Raw genomic sequence first — 16,451 nt, 5'->3', positions numbered from 1 at the left:
ATATTGTTGTTTTGTTTAATGATTTTTTATGCTATTTAAAAAAAAGTTCTTTTTATAGGATATAAAAAAAGCTACAACTTTTGGTAGCTTTTATATATCGATTAAATAATAGCTTTTAAATAATAATTGAGCGTTTACCTATTAATTTATCATTTGATGAAACTTCCCAGGAAACTCCGGAAGCAGGTACAGCTCTTTCTCGTCCCCAAGTTCTAATAGACTCAATTTTTTCAGGAGCAGTTTTACTTAAGGGAACAATGTTTTTAAAACATTTTTCGAATAAATCATCATCTACAATATCGTCACCGTGAATTACGGCCTGAATTGCAACATCTCTAACAGCTCCTTCCAGATCAGATCCAGCAAATCCTTCTGAAATTTCGACTAACTGATTTAATGTATGTGAGGAAGGTTCAGGTAATAAATTACGTTTTATGTACAAATTAATGATATCTTTTCTTTCTACTTCTCCCGGTAAATCAACAAAAAAGAGTTCATCAAAGCGACCTCTTCGTAAGAGTTCTGGAGGTAATTTACTAACATCGTTTGCAGTAGAAACTACAAACACTTTTGCCATACTTTCTTGTAGCCAAAACAAAAATTGTCCAACCATTCTTGTTGAGGTTCCGCCATCACTTGATCCTGATGCTCCTGAAAGTCCTTTTTCAATTTCGTCGATCCATAAGATACAAGGAGCGGCATTGTCTGCGGATGCTAAAGCTTCTTTTAATCTATTCTCAGATTGTCCAAGATATTGCCCTTGAATGGCTGCAAGATCAAGTCGATATAAAGGTAAATTCCAATTTGCAGCAATAAATTTAGCAGATAAGGATTTTCCGCAACCTGGAACTCCAACTAAAAGAACTCCTCTTGGAGGTCTCATTTTTCTAGCCTTTAAGTCGGCTGTTAAAAGTTGTTTTTGATTATCAAGCCAATGTTGTAATCCGCTTAATCCTGCAACTGAAAGAGTAGAAGGATCAAGTTTTACTTTTTCTAACCCCGATATATCACTAAATAATTTGTCTTTTGCATTGCTTAATTCTTTGATATCCTCTTTGGTCAAAGAGCCTTTTGCCATTTGAGTAGCCAGAACATTTTCAGCTTCTATCTTAGTCATATTCGCTAGGATGGTTGCGGCCATTTTATAATCTGTTTCATCCCATTCAAGAGGAATTGAGCCTTTGTATGGCGTAACACATTCTTTTACAACTTCGAGCATTTCTTCTTCATTTGGAGCATCTAGCGTAATAGTCATGCCTAAACGTTGTAATTGAGGCCAGATTGTTTTAGTTGTAATCAAGCAAATACTTCCACCTCTTTCAATAGCCTGAATTACACAATCATAAAGATGTCTTGATACTAAATTATCATCTTCAATATCACTAACTTCTGTAAAAATAAAAGTTAAGTTTTGTCGCTGAGAAATATTATGAACGGCAAAATCTAAACCTCCGGCAACTGATCGATCATCATTTACACTTTTTTTTGATTTAATATCAATAGTACCGTGTGATAAGCTGTGAAAGTAAATGGGAATATTTATTTCTTCTGCCAATTGCTGAACCACTTCAAGAACTCTTGCTCTTTCGATACTTCGAATAGATATAAAAGGAATTCGGGCTCTAAACATTCGCAAAAGTGAAGTCTTAAATTCTGCTTTATTTGCCATTTTAAAATATTATTTTTCTGCCTGTTGAGGCAATTATTTCGTTTGTGGTTTTTGTATTCATTAAAATTTCTTGAGAAGTACTATTCAAATCGAAAGAGTTTAATAAGATTAGCATCTTTTCTCTTCCTTTAGAAATGCTAGAATTGTTCTTTTTTAAAGAAGTTTTAATTTCATTTACAAAATCTTCAAGATCCTTTTTCAATGCTTTTTTCAAATCATCCGGTAGGCTTTCTATAGCTACAAATTTGCTTAAAGGAGAAAGATTTTGTTTGCCATTGCGTAATGCAATTTCAAAATCATCTTCTGTTTTAAAGTTTTGCAATTGAAAAGAAAATTGAAACTTATCTAACCAACTTTGTTTGCGTTTCTTGTATGCTTCTTCTACCTTAATATAGAAGCGAGTTGCAGTTCCGGCATCAATTGTGAAAGTGCCATTATTTAATTCTTCTAAAACAGAATCATCTCCATCACCAAATTGGTCAAGTAGCTTAGTCCATGCAGAATAAGTTGTAGGTCCGGTTTTCATTATAATTTTATTCTGGGATTGATAAACTGGTTTGGCGGAACAATATCCCAATCAGGAAATTTTGCATTTCCTGATTCTGATTCTGTTCGTCCTTGAAACAAATTTGGTTTTACGATGTTTTCTTTCTTTATTTCCTGAATGGTATTTTCTGATTCCTCTGAATGATTACCTAAAATTATTTTTGTCATTTTCTTTAATTTAAATGATGTTTCTTACCGTTTCTTTTGATACACTTGAAAAATCTTCGGGAGTAATCGAATATAAAAGCTGACTTACTTCTTCTGCTTTGTTATCCTCGGTTGTATGCTCTTTTCTGTAATCTACAGTTTCAGCAATGCAACCTCTCAATACTTCTTTGGCTTTTGTTTTTCGTTCTTCAATATTTTCGATAATTTTATTTTTCGCTTTTTTGTGATTGCTTATGGAGTTCCAGACAATGACACCACCAATACCAATTCCTATGATGCCAACAATAATTTGAATGCTAAATGCCCAAAATCCAAGTAAACCAATTAATATTCCTATGATAACACCGGCGTACGGAAATGAAAGGTTTGCAAGTTGAGTTTCTAAAACATTTTTATAAAATTCTTCCTGTTTGTTTAGGAGTTCAGTTTCTTCGCTTCCGTCTTTTGTAGTAGCTGTAAAATCGTCTATTGAAAGTTCAACGAACTGAGGGATTTTATTTCTACTTTGAGCAGTAAAAGTATTATGGGCCTCAACAATCCAGGGTTGACTTATTGAAACGGCAAGTGCCTGAGTTACTTTAGTTGCTCCGGATAATTCAGGATTAAATGATGCATTTGTCAATAATTGTAAAAAATCGACTTGCTCATCAAAAATGTGTTTTTCTGCATCCATTACAGCTTGTGCTGCCGGTTTGTCTCCATCCATTTGAATAATAAGTTGATTAAATCGAACTTGTTCTTGCAAAGGCAATTCTTCATCATCGAAGTTGGTCACTAACAAGGATAGAATTTCGTCTAATTGAACTTTAACACCTTTTGAAAAATCTGCTGAAGATGAAATTATACTTTTAAAATGAGCATCTAAAATACCATGAGTCTTGGCTTCTTTTAAAGAATTTTCTAATAGATTCCAGTTTGGTGAGAACTTTTCAACTAATGGATATTTTCCGTCTGATAAAGGACCCATTGCCTCAAAAAACTTCACCCATTGCGATTTTTGTTCATTTATAAAAGTATCGCCCTGAGTAAGTTGGTCTAGCCAATTTTTGACGTTAGCCATCATTAATTGTCTTGCAGCTGGAGGAAATACACCAGTTGTAACAGCTTCAAGTATGATAATGAATTCTCTGTCAAGATTATGAGGATTTTGATGCATAAAATAGCGTTCAAGCCATTTTAAGCTAGCTTCGTTTCTGGTCAGTCTTCGCATTACCATCATAAAGAAAAGAGTTGTTTTATAATCATCTCTTTTTAGAGCTTCGTTTAATGCTTTTTCATTGGTGTTTTTGTCATTTCTAACCCAAGCTGCTAACGATACCAATGCTGGAGCTAACCAATAACCGGGCGCTTTTATCATTACCTCTTCAGTAGTAAATTTTAGGGTATCATCACTTATTATTCCGGTATCTACTCCTTGAAGAATTCCTGTTGCCATTCTTCTCACTTCGGCATAATAACCAAATTTGATTTGTAAATCTTGTTTTAGATTTCCTTGTCTGGTTTCTGCAAGCTGTAAAGCTTTGTGTTTTAAATCTGCTTCTACAAAATCTGCAAAAGAATCAGCTAGTTTTACTAGTTCACTTTCTAGATGATCTTGTTTGAAATTTAATGTTCCTAATTCAGAATGTACTCCTGACATATCTGATTTAATTGACCTTAAAGCACTATTTATAATCGAAAGGTCTGCATAAGAGATTACTTGTTGAGACATAGTTATTTTAGTTTATTGGTTTTATAGTTTTGTTGCAGTTCCATCTTCGCGAATTAAAATGATTTTGTCTTTATACACTTCAACCATTGCATAAGCATTATGTTGAGCAACTGTTCTGGCTTTTTCAAAGTCAGCATCCATTGTTTCTGATGCTTTATAATGTTTAATAATTTGGCTACCACTTAAATCAAGAGTGTGTACTTCATAAGGATGGCCAAGAAAACATTTGGCTACAATTCCTATTGGTAAACTTGAAAGTTCGGCGGTTCCAAATTCTTCTTGAATTGCCTTAATCAGTTCGTTTATTCCTTTTGTGTGAGATAATGTTTTGGAATCAAGTCCACTAATAAGATCCAGATATTTTTTTGAACGTTTTTTTAGAACTTCTCTATCACTTATAAAACCAGTTGTTAAACGTGATTCTTTATTTATATCAATATTTATATCGCTGTTTTGTAAAATGATTCTAGCCATACTATTTATTATTTATTATTTCTGATTTCAAATGTAATCAGCTCAATAAGTTATATTTTATGGAAATCCGTAAACGCATTTTTTATTCAAAGAGATCTTATGAAAACAAAACTCGCGTGAGGGATAGAGGCGGTATCCTTTTGTGAAGAGAAACGGAACAAAAGATATAGCCGAATCCCGATAGCTATCGGGAGACCCGGAGGGACACACCCAGATTATTTTAGATTTTAGATTTTTAGATTTAAAATTTGACAATTTTAGGTTTAGATGATGGTTCAGAATAAGTGTTTTTATAAAAATCTAAAATCGATGATCTAAAATCCAGAATTTCAGAAAAAAGTATATCTTTAACCAACCCAAAAACCGAAAAACAATGCAAGAAAACGACCAGGAACATTTTAAAAGAGAACTCGGATTATTAGACGGAACCATGCTTGTGGTAGGGTCTATGATAGGATCTGGTATATTTATCGTAAGTGCCGATATTGCCAGACAAGTGGGTTCGGCGGGATGGCTAACACTGATTTGGCTGATCTCAGGATTGATTACAATTATTGCCGCTGTGAGTTATGGCGAGCTGAGTGCGATGTTCCCGAAAGCGGGTGGACAGTACGTTTACCTGAAAGAAGCGTATAATAAATTAATCGCTTTTTTATACGGCTGGAGCTTTTTTGCGGTAATTCAGACCGGAACTATCGCTGCCGTTGGGGTGGCTTTTTCGAAGTTTGCGGCTTATCTTTATGAGCCTTTGAGCGACGAAAATATTATATATGAGCTGGGGGCTTTTAAGCTGAATGCGGCTCAGATTGTTTCGATATTTACGATTGTTCTGCTGACTTTTATTAATAGCCGTGGGGTTAAAAACGGAAAAATTTTACAAACGGTTTTAACGATTATCAAGATTTTATCGTTGCTAGGTTTGATCGTTTTCGGACTTACATTGGCTGCAAAAGCTTCGGTTTGGGATGCAAATTGGGCGGATGCCTGGACAACGCGTTCGTTTAATAAAGATACGGGATCATGGCTTCCTATTAGCGGGACGGCTTTGATTAGCGGAATTTCGGCCGCAATGGTTGGTTCTTTATTTTCTAGTGATGCCTGGAATGGTGTGACTTTTATTGCAGGAGAGATTAAAAACCCGAAGCGTAACGTAGGTTTCAGTTTGTTTTTAGGAACTTTTATTGTTACGATTATTTATGTTTTAACCAATTTGATGTATTTGGCGGTTATTCCGTTAGACGAAATTGCAACAGCAAAATCGGATAGAGTAGCGGTTGTGGCTTCGCAATATATTTTTGGTAATATAGGAACGTTGATTATTGCCATCATGATCATGATTTCGACTTTTGCTTGTAATAACGGATTAATCATGGCGGGTGCGCGAGTATATTATACGATGGCAACGGATGGTTTATTCTTTAAAAAGGCAGCTGTTTTAAATAAGTCGAGTGTTCCGGCCTGGGCTTTATGGGCGCAATGTATATGGGCTTCGGCTTTGTGTCTGACAGGGAAGTATGGAGATTTATTAGATTTTGTAATTATCATCGTATTGATTTTCTATATTTTAACGATCTACGGAATTTTTATTTTACGTAAAAAAATGCCTGATGTAGACAGACCTTATAAAGCTTTTGGATATCCGTTTTTGCCATTATTGTACATCGTGATTGCAAGTGCGATTTGTATTTCGTTATTAATTACAAAGTTTTCGACTTGTGGTTGGGGAGTTTTGATTATGCTAACAGGAATTCCGGTGTACTACTTAACAAAACCGAAAGAAGTTTAAAAAAAGAGGGACTAAGGTGCTGAGATGCTAAGGTTCTAAGTTTAAATGCGGTGTGAATGTGCCCGCGGGTTTTACGGATGAAACGGATTAACGCAGGTTTTCTTTTTTTAACTTTGATTTTATTTCAAAATATAAATGCCTTGTTTTTAGCAGGGCATTTTTTTATGGTTTATTTTGAGTAATAAAAAATCGGTGCAAACCCGTTTCATCCGTAAAATCTGTGAGCCAAAAAAAACACTACCATTTGCAAAAGCAAAAAATGTAGTGTCTTTAAATGTAATAATCTAATGAATGTTAGTGGCAATTATGCCATTTCAGTTTCAAGAGAAGATTTTATAGATGAATTAATAATAGACAAGGTAAGAGGATCTGATTCTCCTGAGAAAAAAGCTTCTAATACTTCCTGAAATACAGGATTTGTATTTTCTACGAGAGAAAACAACGTCATCGAAGAGCGCAATTTACGCGCATCTAAATCTCCTAAAATTCCGTCGGCTGATTTGCGTCTGAAAGTTAAAAACAGTTCAGAAATTTCGATAAGATGTTTTCCCAGAATTGGATGTTCAAGGAATTCAGTTGCTTCTTTTAGATCGTTAATGGCATAATAATTTGCAGTATCGCTCTTGCCTAATCCTTTAATCTGAGGAAAAATGAACCACATCCAGTGTGTTTCTTTTTTGCCTTTTTTGATTTCAGAAAGAGCAGTAAGATAAAGTTTGTTTTGCGCATCTAAAAAACGCAATAAATCATTGTTCGAATAAGCCATTGTGGTAATGTATATATAAAAAAAGGTTGCAAAAGTAGTAAAAAAGATAGGTTCTGCCTAATAAAAGGTTCATGTACTGAGTATTTTAACTTTTAGAGGAGGAATTTTCCTCGTCGTTTTGTAATGAAAAAAAACTCATTTTGAGAGATTTATAATCATTCACTTCGTTTAGTTCTTCTAAAGGTTAAATTAATTCTGGGTAATACATTTTTGGCGGTTTTAGGAACCTGATGCTGCCAAAAACTATTGGTTGTTCCTGCCATTAATAAAAAAGACCCGTGGTGTAAAGGAATCTCTACTTGCGGAATTTCCTTGCGAAATTTATGGCGAAGCCTGAACATTCTGGTTTCTCCAAAAGTTACCGAAGCAATAACAGGGTTGGGACCAGAATTGTGTTCTTTGTCGCTGTGCCACGAAACGCCATCATTACCGTCTCGATATAAATTAAGCAGCAAACTGTTAAATTCAAGCTGAGTTTCTCTTTCGACTCTGCCTCTAATCGTCAGCAATTCATAAGTCCAGTTAGGACCGTTTTGATCTGCGCCAACATTGTCTTTATCTTCATACCAGGAAATCATACGGGGAGCCGTAACAATTTTGTCATACATTTCCATTTCATATTCTCTCCATTTGGTTTGATGAAGTATTCTTTCATAAAAACGATCAGATTCTTCTTTGGTGAAGAAATTATCGATCAAAATAAGTTCTGCATCAGGCAGGTCAAATACCTTTTTTCCTGCTAAACCAGTGGCAAATAATTCAGTATCGCTAAATAGTGTCATTGTTCGATTATTTTGTGTCAATTTCAATCCATACCGGAGCATGGTCGCTTGTTTTTTTCCATCCCCTCACATGGCGATCAACTCCTCCGGAAAGTAGTTTTTTGGCTATTTGGGGACTCAGTAAAAAATGATCAATTCGTAGGCCTGCATTTCGCTCATAAGCATTTCTAAAATAATCCCAAAAGGTGTAAATTTTCTCATCAGGATATAAAGTACGAATCGCATCTGTCCAGCCTTGTGCTACAATATCCTTAAACGCTTTTCGTACTTCAGGTCTGAAAAGGGCATCGTTTACCCATTTTTCAGGTTTATAAACATCCAGTTCCGTTGGCATCACATTATAATCTCCGATCAATATTACCGGAACTTTTAAACTTAGTAATGTTGCTGCACGATCAGCTAAACGTTCAAACCATTTTAGTTTATATTCTAATTTTGGTCCCGGTGCAGGATTTCCGTTTGGGAGATAAAGACATCCAATCACGATTCCGTTAATCAAAGCTTCGAGATAACGGCTTTGAACATCTTCGTCGTCTCCCGGAAGAATGCGCGTTACTTCTTCGATATCCATATTACGGGCGAGAATCGCAACGCCGTTCCACTGCTTTTGTCCGTGCCAAATGGCACTATATCCCGCATCATTAATTTCTTTAATTGGAAATTTATCCTGAGGCGCTTTTAATTCCTGCAGACAAACGATATCCGGAGTAGCCTCTTCAAGCCATTTCAGTAATACCTTTAAGCGTCCGTTGACTCCGTTTACGTTATAAGTTGCTATTTTCATAGTAGATTTAATTTGTTGTACCATTAAATTTACAGCTTTTTGCGCCTTTATATTTATACAAAATCATGTTTTTATTCTAGAAACTGTTTGTTAAAGAATACTTTACGGGGATTTTTTTCTGCGTAAGCAAAAATTAACTGCACAATGTATTGATTGCTTTTATACGGCGTAGCATAATTTTTTATTTCTAAAGGATCTTTAATCGAAACATCTAGCGGAATATATCCCATACCATAAAAGTGTCCATTTTCTATCCAGATACAGCTTCTTTCGTGTGCTGTTCTTCCTTTTTCTATAATGGCGAAAGTGGGTCTGTTGTTTACTAAAAAATCAATCGCATTGTCGACTTGTTCATTGTGAAGTGAAACCTCGGGTAAATCTGTTATATCTTTATTTTGAAATATTTCTCCTTCCTGAGGTTTTGAATATTTGCAAAATCTATAATCAATTTCAAATCGTTCTGCCAGACCCCTCAGTATGTTTGTTGCTTCATGTAAACTACTAAAATGCTCAATGCATGATTGAAATTTATTGAGTTTGCCAATTGCCAGATATTTGTATCCGTTGCGGGCTTCATATTCATACAAGCCAAATTTGGGCTCAAATCGTTTTAAAGCCCTGTTGTAAGTGGGCCAAAGGTGTTTAATTTCTGTACATTCTAATAAAAGTGCCATTAGCTCGTTGCCGCAAACTTCAAAAGAAATCGAGTAAATATCCCGCAAGAAATGCTGTCTTTGCGGATTAATTTTATGTCCGCTAAAATGAGAGGCAACACGTTTTTTTATATTAACTGCTTTGCCCACATAGATTACTTTTTTTACCTCATTATAAAAATAATATACACCAGGTTTTTCAGGTAAATTATTAAAATCTTCTGGCGGAAGGTTAGGAGGTAAGCGCTGATCTTGTGCCGTATTTTTGATCATTTTTTCGATATGACCTTCATCGTCCCATTCGAGTAATCGCGAAAATAATATAGCGGTGGCAGCTGCGTCTCCGCCGGCGCGATGCTGATTTTCTAAAGGTATGTCAAGTGAATTACAAAGTTTTCCTAAACTGTAAGAAGGGAAACCAGGTCTTATTTTTCGTGCTGCGCGAACGGTACATAACTTTCTTGCTGTCCATTTAAAACCTGCTTGTTCGAGTTGATGACGAACGAAGGAATAATCGAAATTAACATTATGAGCGACGAAAATCCGATCGGTAAGCATTTCTAATACTTTCTCTGAAACATCATCAAAAATTGGCGCATTAGCTACCATTTCGTTATTAATTCCTGTTAAGGCAAAAATCGAAATGGGGATTTCCTTTTCCGGATTAACGAGCGTTTCATATCGTTCAATCACGTTTTCTCCGTCATGAATGATGATCGCAATTTCGGTAATGCGGCTGCCACTGGCGTTTCCTCCGGTGGTTTCGATATCTACTATGGCGTATTCTTGCTTTTTCATCTTATTTATATAACGTAATTTCTTCTTCTATTATTTAAAAAATTATGCTCAATTGTTTATGTCTTTTGAAATCTCATTCGGTGTCGGGGCAAATTAATTTCATGTCCTTGCGGATATGGTTCTCTGTGTGTAGGGCTAACATCTTCCTTGATTAATTGCTGGGTTTTATATTGATCTTTGGCATCCATATATCGCGGATCTGGAATAAAAGGCATCTTGGCCATTTTGATAATGGTTATGGTGGGAAAATGATAATCGACTTCGACATTTCCTAAAAGCAAATAACAGCCTCCGCCCTGAAAAGGATATTCGGCCAGACTATCCGGAAAATGAGCCGTATCAAAATAAGAACCTTCATGATCAATCCAGGTGCCGAAATACATGTTCCCTTTTTTGGTAGGAACTTGTTTGCGTGCAATCAGGTAAGCCAACATACGAACCTGTTTTTTGTGATACAAAACGAGATCTTTCGCCATAATATCACCGCGATATTTGGTTTGCAATAAATCAAAAACGGTACACGATACAGGAAAACTTAAAAGTTCGATTTCATCAAAAGCATCTTCGTATAATGAACGCTCCAGGGTTGGAAGTTTGTATTCCTTTACGGGTTCCTGCATCAGCATCAAACTTCTGTTTTCGGGTTTGAAATTATTTAAAAGCAAACTGGCAACAACCAAAAGCTGATTTTTGGTTTTCCCTGTAAAGCGAAATGCATCTATAAAAATCAGGATTTTCATGCTTTCAATTCCAATTGGTATACGATTGATGAAATCTTCTAAAGAAAGAAAATCACCATTTTTCTCCCGATCTGATTCGATTAAATGAGCCGTTTTAGATTCCAGACTTTGCAAATGCATAAAACCGAGATAAATATCAGTTCCGTAAACCGTAGTTTGATATTCGCTTTTATTCACGCACGGATTTAGGATTGTTCCGCCAGACATACGCGCTTCATGAACATAAACTTCGGTTCTGTAAAATCCGCCCTGATTATTGATTACCGCTGTCATAAATTCTACAGGATAATTAATCTTAAGATATAAACTTTGGTAACTCTCTACAGCATAAGAAGCCGAGTGGGCTTTACAAAACGAAAACCCGGCAAAAGATTCAATCTGGCGGTAAATTTCCTGACTAAGTTCTTCGGGATGTCCTTTCTGGGCGCAACAGGCAAAGAAATTATCTTTTACTTTTTGTAAAGCTTCCATAGAACGTCCTTTTCCGGACATGGCACGACGCAGGATATCGCCATCAGGCGCGGGAAGTCCGCCGTAATGTTGGGCAATTTTTATCACATCTTCCTGATACACCATGATCCCGTAGGTTTCGCCAAGATGTTCTTTAAAAACCTCATGAAAATATTGAAACTGATCAGGATTATTATGACGAAAAATATACTCTTTCATCATTCCGGATTGTGCCACTCCGGGACGAATAATAGAAGAAGCTGCTACAAGAATTTTATAATTGTCACAATTCAGTCGGCGTAATAATCCGCGCATGGCGGGACTTTCGATATAAAAGCAGCCAATAGTTCGGCCTTGAGCCAAATGAATATTGCATACCGCTTCATCTTTAGAAATCGAAGTATTACGGATATCCACCTTTATCCCTCGGTTTTTCTCAATGAGTTTTACGCTATCATCAATATGACCAATACCACGCTGACTTAAAATATCGAATTTTTCAAAACCAATTTCTTCGGCAATATGCATGTCAAAAAGCACGATAGGAAATCCTTTTGGAGGCATTTCAAGTGGCGTATAATTGGTAATTGGTTCTTCAGAAATGATAATACCACAAGCGTGCATACTACGCTGATTAGGATATTTATTCATCATGAGACTATATTCCTGAACCAGTTTTACAATTGAATTGGTTTCGTGTAATGCCATCGGATTTTTGGCCAGCATGTCTAGTTCTTCTTTAGGAAGACCAAAAACTTTTCCGACTTCCCTGAAAATAGAACGGTGTTTGAATTCTACATTGGTTCCGCAAAAAGCAACATGGTCTTTTCCATATTTTTTAAAAATATATTCTAAAATTGTGTTGCGTTCTTTCCAGCTCCAGTCGATATCAAAATCGGGAGGACTTTTTCTGTTTAAATTTAAAAAACGTTCAAAATATAAGTCTAGTTCTATCGGGCAGATATCGGTAATTCCTAAACAATAGGCAATAATACTGTTCGCGCCACTGCCTCGCCCAATATGCATGAAACCGCGTCTGTTGCTTTCCTGAACAATATCCCAGGTAATTAAAAAATAACCGCTAAACTCTAATTCATCAATTACTTTAAGCTCTTTTTCTACGCGTTTTTTTGCCACGTCATGATTTTCTCCATAACGCCATATTAAACCTTCAAGGGCTAATTCGGTTAATTTTGCAATATCTGTCTGACGATTTTCAGTGTAGAATTTCTTGTTTCTTGGAGTTTTAAATTCATATTCAAAATTGCAGGAGTCGATTATTTGCTGAGTGTTGGTTATAATTTCAGGATAACTTTCATAATAAGGTAAAAGCGATTCTAAAGACAGCATTTTCTCCGAAGTTCGGCAATAATCAGCTTCTGTTAATTTCGATAAGATAATATTCGTGTCAATTGCGCGCAGAATTTTATGCAGATTAAATTCTCTTTTATTGCTAAAAGTCACCGATTGAAGCACAACCATTTTGGACATTTTATTTTTATGTTCCGAGGTAAGAAGCCTTAAAACTTCATCCGGACGAATGCCGATAAATTCATTTTCACGCAATGTTACAGGTGCATTTTCTAAAGTATAAATCACAAAAACCGACTCGAATTCCGGAGCAAGTAACGGCAAAGGTTCTCCGCTGAAATTATGTTCCGTTAAAAAACGATTCATTTCGCCCAATCCTTCGGCATTTTTGGCTAAGCCAATATATCGAAATTGATGCTGAGAACGAAATTCCATTCCCACAAGAGGTTTGATGTTTACTTTATAACAGGCTCTTATAAAATCATAAATTCCCGTTACGGTATTAATATCGGTAAGCGCCATAGCTTTTACACCACAAGAAACGGCTTGGCTAATCAACTCCGTAAGAGGAATTGTGCCGTAGCGAAGCGAATGAAAAGAATGACAGTTGAGATACATTTATTTGGTACGTTTTAAAATTTCATCTTTATTATTTGGCTTAAAAGAAGCTCCGGCGCAGCGCATTACAGCATCAAAACCATAACGGCTTTTCATTTTATCCATCGCTGCATAAAGTGAAAGCATTTCTTCGGTATCTTCAAAAAGGTCAATTTGATAGGTACCGCGAACCAATCCGCTAAAGCGAATACCAATCAAACGCAATCGCATACGACGCTGGTACACTTTATCAAAAAGCTCCATTACATTTTTGGTCAGAATATGATCTGCCGAGGTATAGGCAATTTTGCATTGCTTGGTTTCGGTGTCAAAATTGGCGTAACGTATTTTAACGGTGATGGTCGAAGTTAGCCATTGCTCAGATCGTAATTGAAAAGCCAGCTTTTCGACCATACCAATCAATATTGATTTTAGCATGATAATGTCTATCGTATCCTGAGAAAAAGTATGTTCGGTAGAAATGGATTTTCTTTCTGTGTAAGGTTCTACAGGCGTATGATCAATTCCGTTGGCCTTTTTCCAGATATCCAGACCGTTTTTACCAATCATTTGTTGTAAAACTTCGGCAGGCATTTCAGATAAAGTCTGTATCGTACGAACACCAATTCTCGATAAAAGCTGAAAAGTTACATTACCCACCATTGGTATTTTCTGAATCGATAACGGATTCAAAAAAGCTTGTACATTTCCTTCCGGAATTTCTAAATTTCCTTTTGGTTTTCCTTCTCCGGTTGCAATTTTAGAAACCGTTTTATTAATAGATAACGAAAAACTAATAGGTAATCCGGTTTCTTTAATAACAGATTGAGCCAATTCGTCCGTCCATTTATAACTTCCGTGAAATTTATCCATTCCGGTAATATCAAGATAGAATTCATCGATGCTGGCTTTCTCCATTATCGGTGCTTTTTCCTGAATAACCTGCGTAACATTATGCGACAATTGCGAATATAATTCCATATCACCTTTAATAATTTTCGCCTGCGGACAAAGTTTCATTGCCATATGAATAGGCATTGCTGAGCGTACTCCAAAACGTCTGGCTTCATACGAACAAGAGGCCACAACACCACGATCTCCACCTCCAATAATTAGCGGAATTCCGTCTAATTCTGAGTTTGTTAATCTTTCGCAGGATACAAAAAAAGTATCCAAATCCATGTGTACAATTGCCCTTGCCATCTCCTTGTTTTTGTATAAAACAAAATTAGTACAGATGATAACATTTTTTTGTATATTTGTTGTTCCAAATTATAACAAATTAATTATGTCCTTATTTTCAGATAACATCAGAGCATTGAGGGTTAAGCATAAAATATCTCAGGAGAAATTAGCTGAAAACCTTAGAATTACCCGAGGAAGATACGTTAAATACGAAGATGGAACCTCCGAGGCACCGTATGACATTTTAAAGCAGATTGCTTTATATTTTCATATGAGTATCGATTTACTATTGTCTGTCGATATACGAAAGATACACATTGAGAACCTTATAAAACTAGAAGGTAACCGACTCATTTTACCCATTCAGGTAGATAGTTTTGGGGAGAATTATATCGAAATTGTATCTCAAAAAGCAAAAGCTGGATATCTAAACGGATATGCCGATCCGGAATATATCGAGAGTTTACAACAAGTTTCTCTTCCGTTTTTAGGACCAGGAAAACACCGCGGATTTCCTGTAGAAGGCGATTCGATGCCACCACACGAAGACGGTTCGATTATTATTGGTCGTTATGTAGAAAGGCTGGGAGAGGTGATGGATGGTAGAACGTATATCCTGATTACCAAAAATGAAGGAATGGTGTACAAACGTCTGAACAAAAACAAAAAAAATGCTTTGGTTTTGGAATCAGACAATCGTTTTTATCCAAATTATGAAGTGAAAGCTTCTGATATTCTTGAAATCTGGGAATACGAATGCAGCATAGGCCGAAGCGACAAACGACACGAAGTAACAGAATCTCAAAGTATGAAAGATTTACTTCTTGAAGTAAAACGAGAAGTTATGGAGATTAAGAATAATACTTCGAATACATAAAAAATTTTTTGCCGCGAATTACACAAATTTCATTTAAAATATAATCAATATAATTCGTGAAAATTTGTGTAATTCGTGGCAAACAAAAAATCTTTTTAATCTGTGAAATCTATGGCAAATAAAAAACTAAAACACTTTCACAAAACCCAACCCATATTGTTGCCCATTATAAAAAGGCATTATCATAGACGTTGATTTACTTTCGGAAGATGATTTAAAAAGTTTTCTGGTAATATACGGATTCATCCAATAGGCCAGTTTCGTACTCAAAATCCCGATTCCGGCTCCGGCAGCAACATCGGTTAACCAATGACGATTGTTGTAAATTCTAAATAATCCCGTTCCGGTTGCAACGGCATAACCCGCAATTCCGTACCAAATTGATTTGTCTTTGTATTCCTGCCATAAAAACTCCGCTCCGGCAAAAGCAGTTGCCGTATGTCCGGAAGGGAAAGAATTATTGGAACTTCCGTCCGGGCGTTCTTCATGAACAAGCGACTTTAATCCCAAAACAGTTGAAGCCATAATAACATACGAAGTCACAAATATTACCGAACGATCCCGCATATTGTTCTTGCCCTTTACACCAAACGCATTCAAAGCATAAACAGATGCTGCAGGAGCATATTGAGAGAAATCATCAATAGTGATTTTGTTATCAATATCTTCTGTAACTTCAGCTTTGATTTGATGATTAAAACTTAAAAGCTGATCACTTTCAATACCAATTACACCATAACCAATCAATACTCCTGGAATAATCAATTGCTTGTAATTGAATTTTAAAGGTCTTCTTGACATACTGTCAATTTTGGTAATCGAATCATTTTGTTGCGCATTTGCACTCAAAAAACTGAATAAAAACACCAGAGAAATCGTTTTGTAAAACATCTTTCGTTATTGTTATAAGTTGCAATAATAACGAATGTTCGATTCAAGTATTTTTGGCTTAATTGAACCTTAAGTCAATATTAATTTGTTGGTTTTAAATGGGATAGTTGTATTAAGATTGGCTAAATATTAGAGTGTAAAAGATTCAATATCAATGACAATTTCAATATCAAATTCCCGAGGAATAATTTATATTGTAAGGTTGTCCTGTAGGGACAATTTATATCATAGGACAGGATTTTAATCCGGTTAAAAAATGTATT

At 35.8% G+C, this 16,451-nt stretch carries 14 protein-coding genes; 2 read left to right on the top strand and 12 right to left on the bottom strand.

The window, feature by feature from the left end:
- Nucleotides 1-115 precede the first annotated feature (115 nt).
- Genes FLACOL7796_RS02650 through FLACOL7796_RS02630 form a run of 5 tightly spaced genes read right to left on the bottom strand, consistent with a single transcriptional unit; the run spans nt 116 to nt 4,568 of the window.
- Nucleotides 116-1,669: an ATP-binding protein gene (locus tag FLACOL7796_RS02650; RefSeq protein WP_173969284.1), complete on the bottom strand. Its 1,554-nt coding sequence runs from the start codon at nt 1,667-1,669 to the stop codon at nt 116-118.
- Between the two features lies 1 nt (nt 1,670).
- Entirely contained in the window at nt 1,671-2,195 is a 525-nt protein-coding gene (locus FLACOL7796_RS02645; RefSeq protein WP_173969283.1) for a hypothetical protein, read from the bottom strand.
- Nucleotides 2,195-2,383 carry a hypothetical protein gene (locus FLACOL7796_RS02640; RefSeq protein WP_173969282.1) on the bottom strand — a complete coding sequence of 63 codons (189 nt, stop codon included), beginning with the start codon at nt 2,381-2,383 and terminating at the stop codon, nt 2,195-2,197. The genes FLACOL7796_RS02645 and FLACOL7796_RS02640 overlap by 1 nt, the downstream gene beginning before the upstream one ends.
- A gap of 10 nt (nt 2,384-2,393) precedes the next feature.
- Entirely contained in the window at nt 2,394-4,094 is a 1,701-nt protein-coding gene (locus tag FLACOL7796_RS02635) for a hypothetical protein (protein WP_173969281.1), read from the bottom strand.
- Between the two features lie 21 nt (nt 4,095-4,115).
- Nucleotides 4,116-4,568, bottom strand: coding sequence for a hypothetical protein (locus FLACOL7796_RS02630; protein WP_173969280.1), 453 nt, complete (start codon nt 4,566-4,568; stop codon nt 4,116-4,118).
- Between the two features lie 373 nt (nt 4,569-4,941).
- Between FLACOL7796_RS02630 and FLACOL7796_RS02625 the strand changes: the two genes are divergently transcribed.
- Complete coding sequence (locus FLACOL7796_RS02625; protein WP_173969279.1) at nt 4,942-6,354, top strand: APC family permease; 1,413 nt, start codon at nt 4,942-4,944, stop codon at nt 6,352-6,354.
- A 304-nt stretch (nt 6,355-6,658) separates the two neighbouring features.
- Here the strand turns inward: FLACOL7796_RS02625 and FLACOL7796_RS02620 are convergent, their stop codons facing one another.
- From FLACOL7796_RS02620 to dinB, 6 genes are all read right to left on the bottom strand, one after another.
- Nucleotides 6,659-7,120 (bottom strand): DUF1810 domain-containing protein, encoded by a 462-nt coding sequence (locus tag FLACOL7796_RS02620; protein WP_173969278.1) that lies wholly within the window; start codon nt 7,118-7,120, stop codon nt 6,659-6,661.
- Nucleotides 7,121-7,275: 155 nt separating this feature from the next.
- Nucleotides 7,276-7,902 (bottom strand): alpha-ketoglutarate-dependent dioxygenase AlkB family protein, encoded by a 627-nt coding sequence (locus tag FLACOL7796_RS02615; RefSeq protein ID WP_173969277.1) that lies wholly within the window; start codon nt 7,900-7,902, stop codon nt 7,276-7,278.
- Nucleotides 7,903-7,909: 7 nt separating this feature from the next.
- Entirely contained in the window at nt 7,910-8,686 is a 777-nt protein-coding gene (gene xth / locus FLACOL7796_RS02610) for an exodeoxyribonuclease III (RefSeq protein ID WP_173969276.1), read from the bottom strand.
- Between the two features lie 71 nt (nt 8,687-8,757).
- A complete protein-coding gene (locus FLACOL7796_RS02605; protein WP_173969275.1) occupies nt 8,758-10,137 on the bottom strand; it encodes an exonuclease domain-containing protein in 1,380 nt (459 codons plus the stop codon).
- A gap of 56 nt (nt 10,138-10,193) precedes the next feature.
- Complete coding sequence (locus tag FLACOL7796_RS02600) at nt 10,194-13,256, bottom strand: DNA polymerase III subunit alpha (RefSeq protein WP_173969274.1); 3,063 nt, start codon at nt 13,254-13,256, stop codon at nt 10,194-10,196.
- The gene (gene dinB, locus FLACOL7796_RS02595; protein WP_173969273.1) at nt 13,257-14,438 is read right to left on the bottom strand and encodes a DNA polymerase IV; all 1,182 of its coding nucleotides are present in this window, start codon (nt 14,436-14,438) and stop codon (nt 13,257-13,259) included. It abuts the gene before it with no gap.
- An 85-nt stretch (nt 14,439-14,523) separates the two neighbouring features.
- On the opposite strand from dinB, the gene FLACOL7796_RS02590 reads away from it, so the two are divergent.
- A complete protein-coding gene (locus tag FLACOL7796_RS02590) occupies nt 14,524-15,297 on the top strand; it encodes an XRE family transcriptional regulator (protein ID WP_041517349.1) in 774 nt (257 codons plus the stop codon).
- A 126-nt stretch (nt 15,298-15,423) separates the two neighbouring features.
- On the opposite strand, the gene FLACOL7796_RS02585 is transcribed toward FLACOL7796_RS02590, so the two are convergent.
- The gene (locus FLACOL7796_RS02585) at nt 15,424-16,188 is read right to left on the bottom strand and encodes a phosphatase PAP2 family protein (RefSeq protein WP_173969272.1); all 765 of its coding nucleotides are present in this window, start codon (nt 16,186-16,188) and stop codon (nt 15,424-15,426) included.
- Between the last annotated feature and the right edge of the window lie 263 nt (nt 16,189-16,451).

Source organism: Flavobacterium bizetiae, assembly GCF_902804475.1.
GTDB lineage: Bacteria > Bacteroidota > Bacteroidia > Flavobacteriales > Flavobacteriaceae > Flavobacterium > Flavobacterium bizetiae.
Note: the sequence above shows the minus strand (reverse complement) of the source record. Positions and strands in the feature narration are given on the sequence as shown.

Excerpts from the sequence above, each read along its gene's own strand:
- FLACOL7796_RS02650 (WP_173969284.1), bottom strand. The coding sequence starts at position 1,669 with ATGGCAAATAAAGCAGAATTTAAGACTTCACTTTTGCGAATGTTTAGA.
- FLACOL7796_RS02645 (WP_173969283.1), bottom strand. The coding sequence starts at position 2,195 with ATGAAAACCGGACCTACAACTTATTCTGCATGGACTAAGCTACTTGAC.
- FLACOL7796_RS02640 (WP_173969282.1), bottom strand. The coding sequence starts at position 2,383 with ATGACAAAAATAATTTTAGGTAATCATTCAGAGGAATCAGAAAATACC.
- FLACOL7796_RS02635 (WP_173969281.1), bottom strand. The coding sequence starts at position 4,094 with ATGTCTCAACAAGTAATCTCTTATGCAGACCTTTCGATTATAAATAGT.
- FLACOL7796_RS02630 (WP_173969280.1), bottom strand. The coding sequence starts at position 4,568 with ATGGCTAGAATCATTTTACAAAACAGCGATATAAATATTGATATAAAT.
- FLACOL7796_RS02625 (WP_173969279.1), top strand. The coding sequence starts at position 4,942 with ATGCAAGAAAACGACCAGGAACATTTTAAAAGAGAACTCGGATTATTA.
- FLACOL7796_RS02620 (WP_173969278.1), bottom strand. The coding sequence starts at position 7,120 with ATGGCTTATTCGAACAATGATTTATTGCGTTTTTTAGATGCGCAAAAC.
- FLACOL7796_RS02615 (WP_173969277.1), bottom strand. The coding sequence starts at position 7,902 with ATGACACTATTTAGCGATACTGAATTATTTGCCACTGGTTTAGCAGGA.
- xth (WP_173969276.1), bottom strand. The coding sequence starts at position 8,686 with ATGAAAATAGCAACTTATAACGTAAACGGAGTCAACGGACGCTTAAAG.
- FLACOL7796_RS02605 (WP_173969275.1), bottom strand. The coding sequence starts at position 10,137 with ATGAAAAAGCAAGAATACGCCATAGTAGATATCGAAACCACCGGAGGA.
- FLACOL7796_RS02600 (WP_173969274.1), bottom strand. The coding sequence starts at position 13,256 with ATGTATCTCAACTGTCATTCTTTTCATTCGCTTCGCTACGGCACAATT.
- dinB (WP_173969273.1), bottom strand. The coding sequence starts at position 14,438 with ATGGCAAGGGCAATTGTACACATGGATTTGGATACTTTTTTTGTATCC.
- FLACOL7796_RS02590 (WP_041517349.1), top strand. The coding sequence starts at position 14,524 with ATGTCCTTATTTTCAGATAACATCAGAGCATTGAGGGTTAAGCATAAA.
- FLACOL7796_RS02585 (WP_173969272.1), bottom strand. The coding sequence starts at position 16,188 with ATGTTTTACAAAACGATTTCTCTGGTGTTTTTATTCAGTTTTTTGAGT.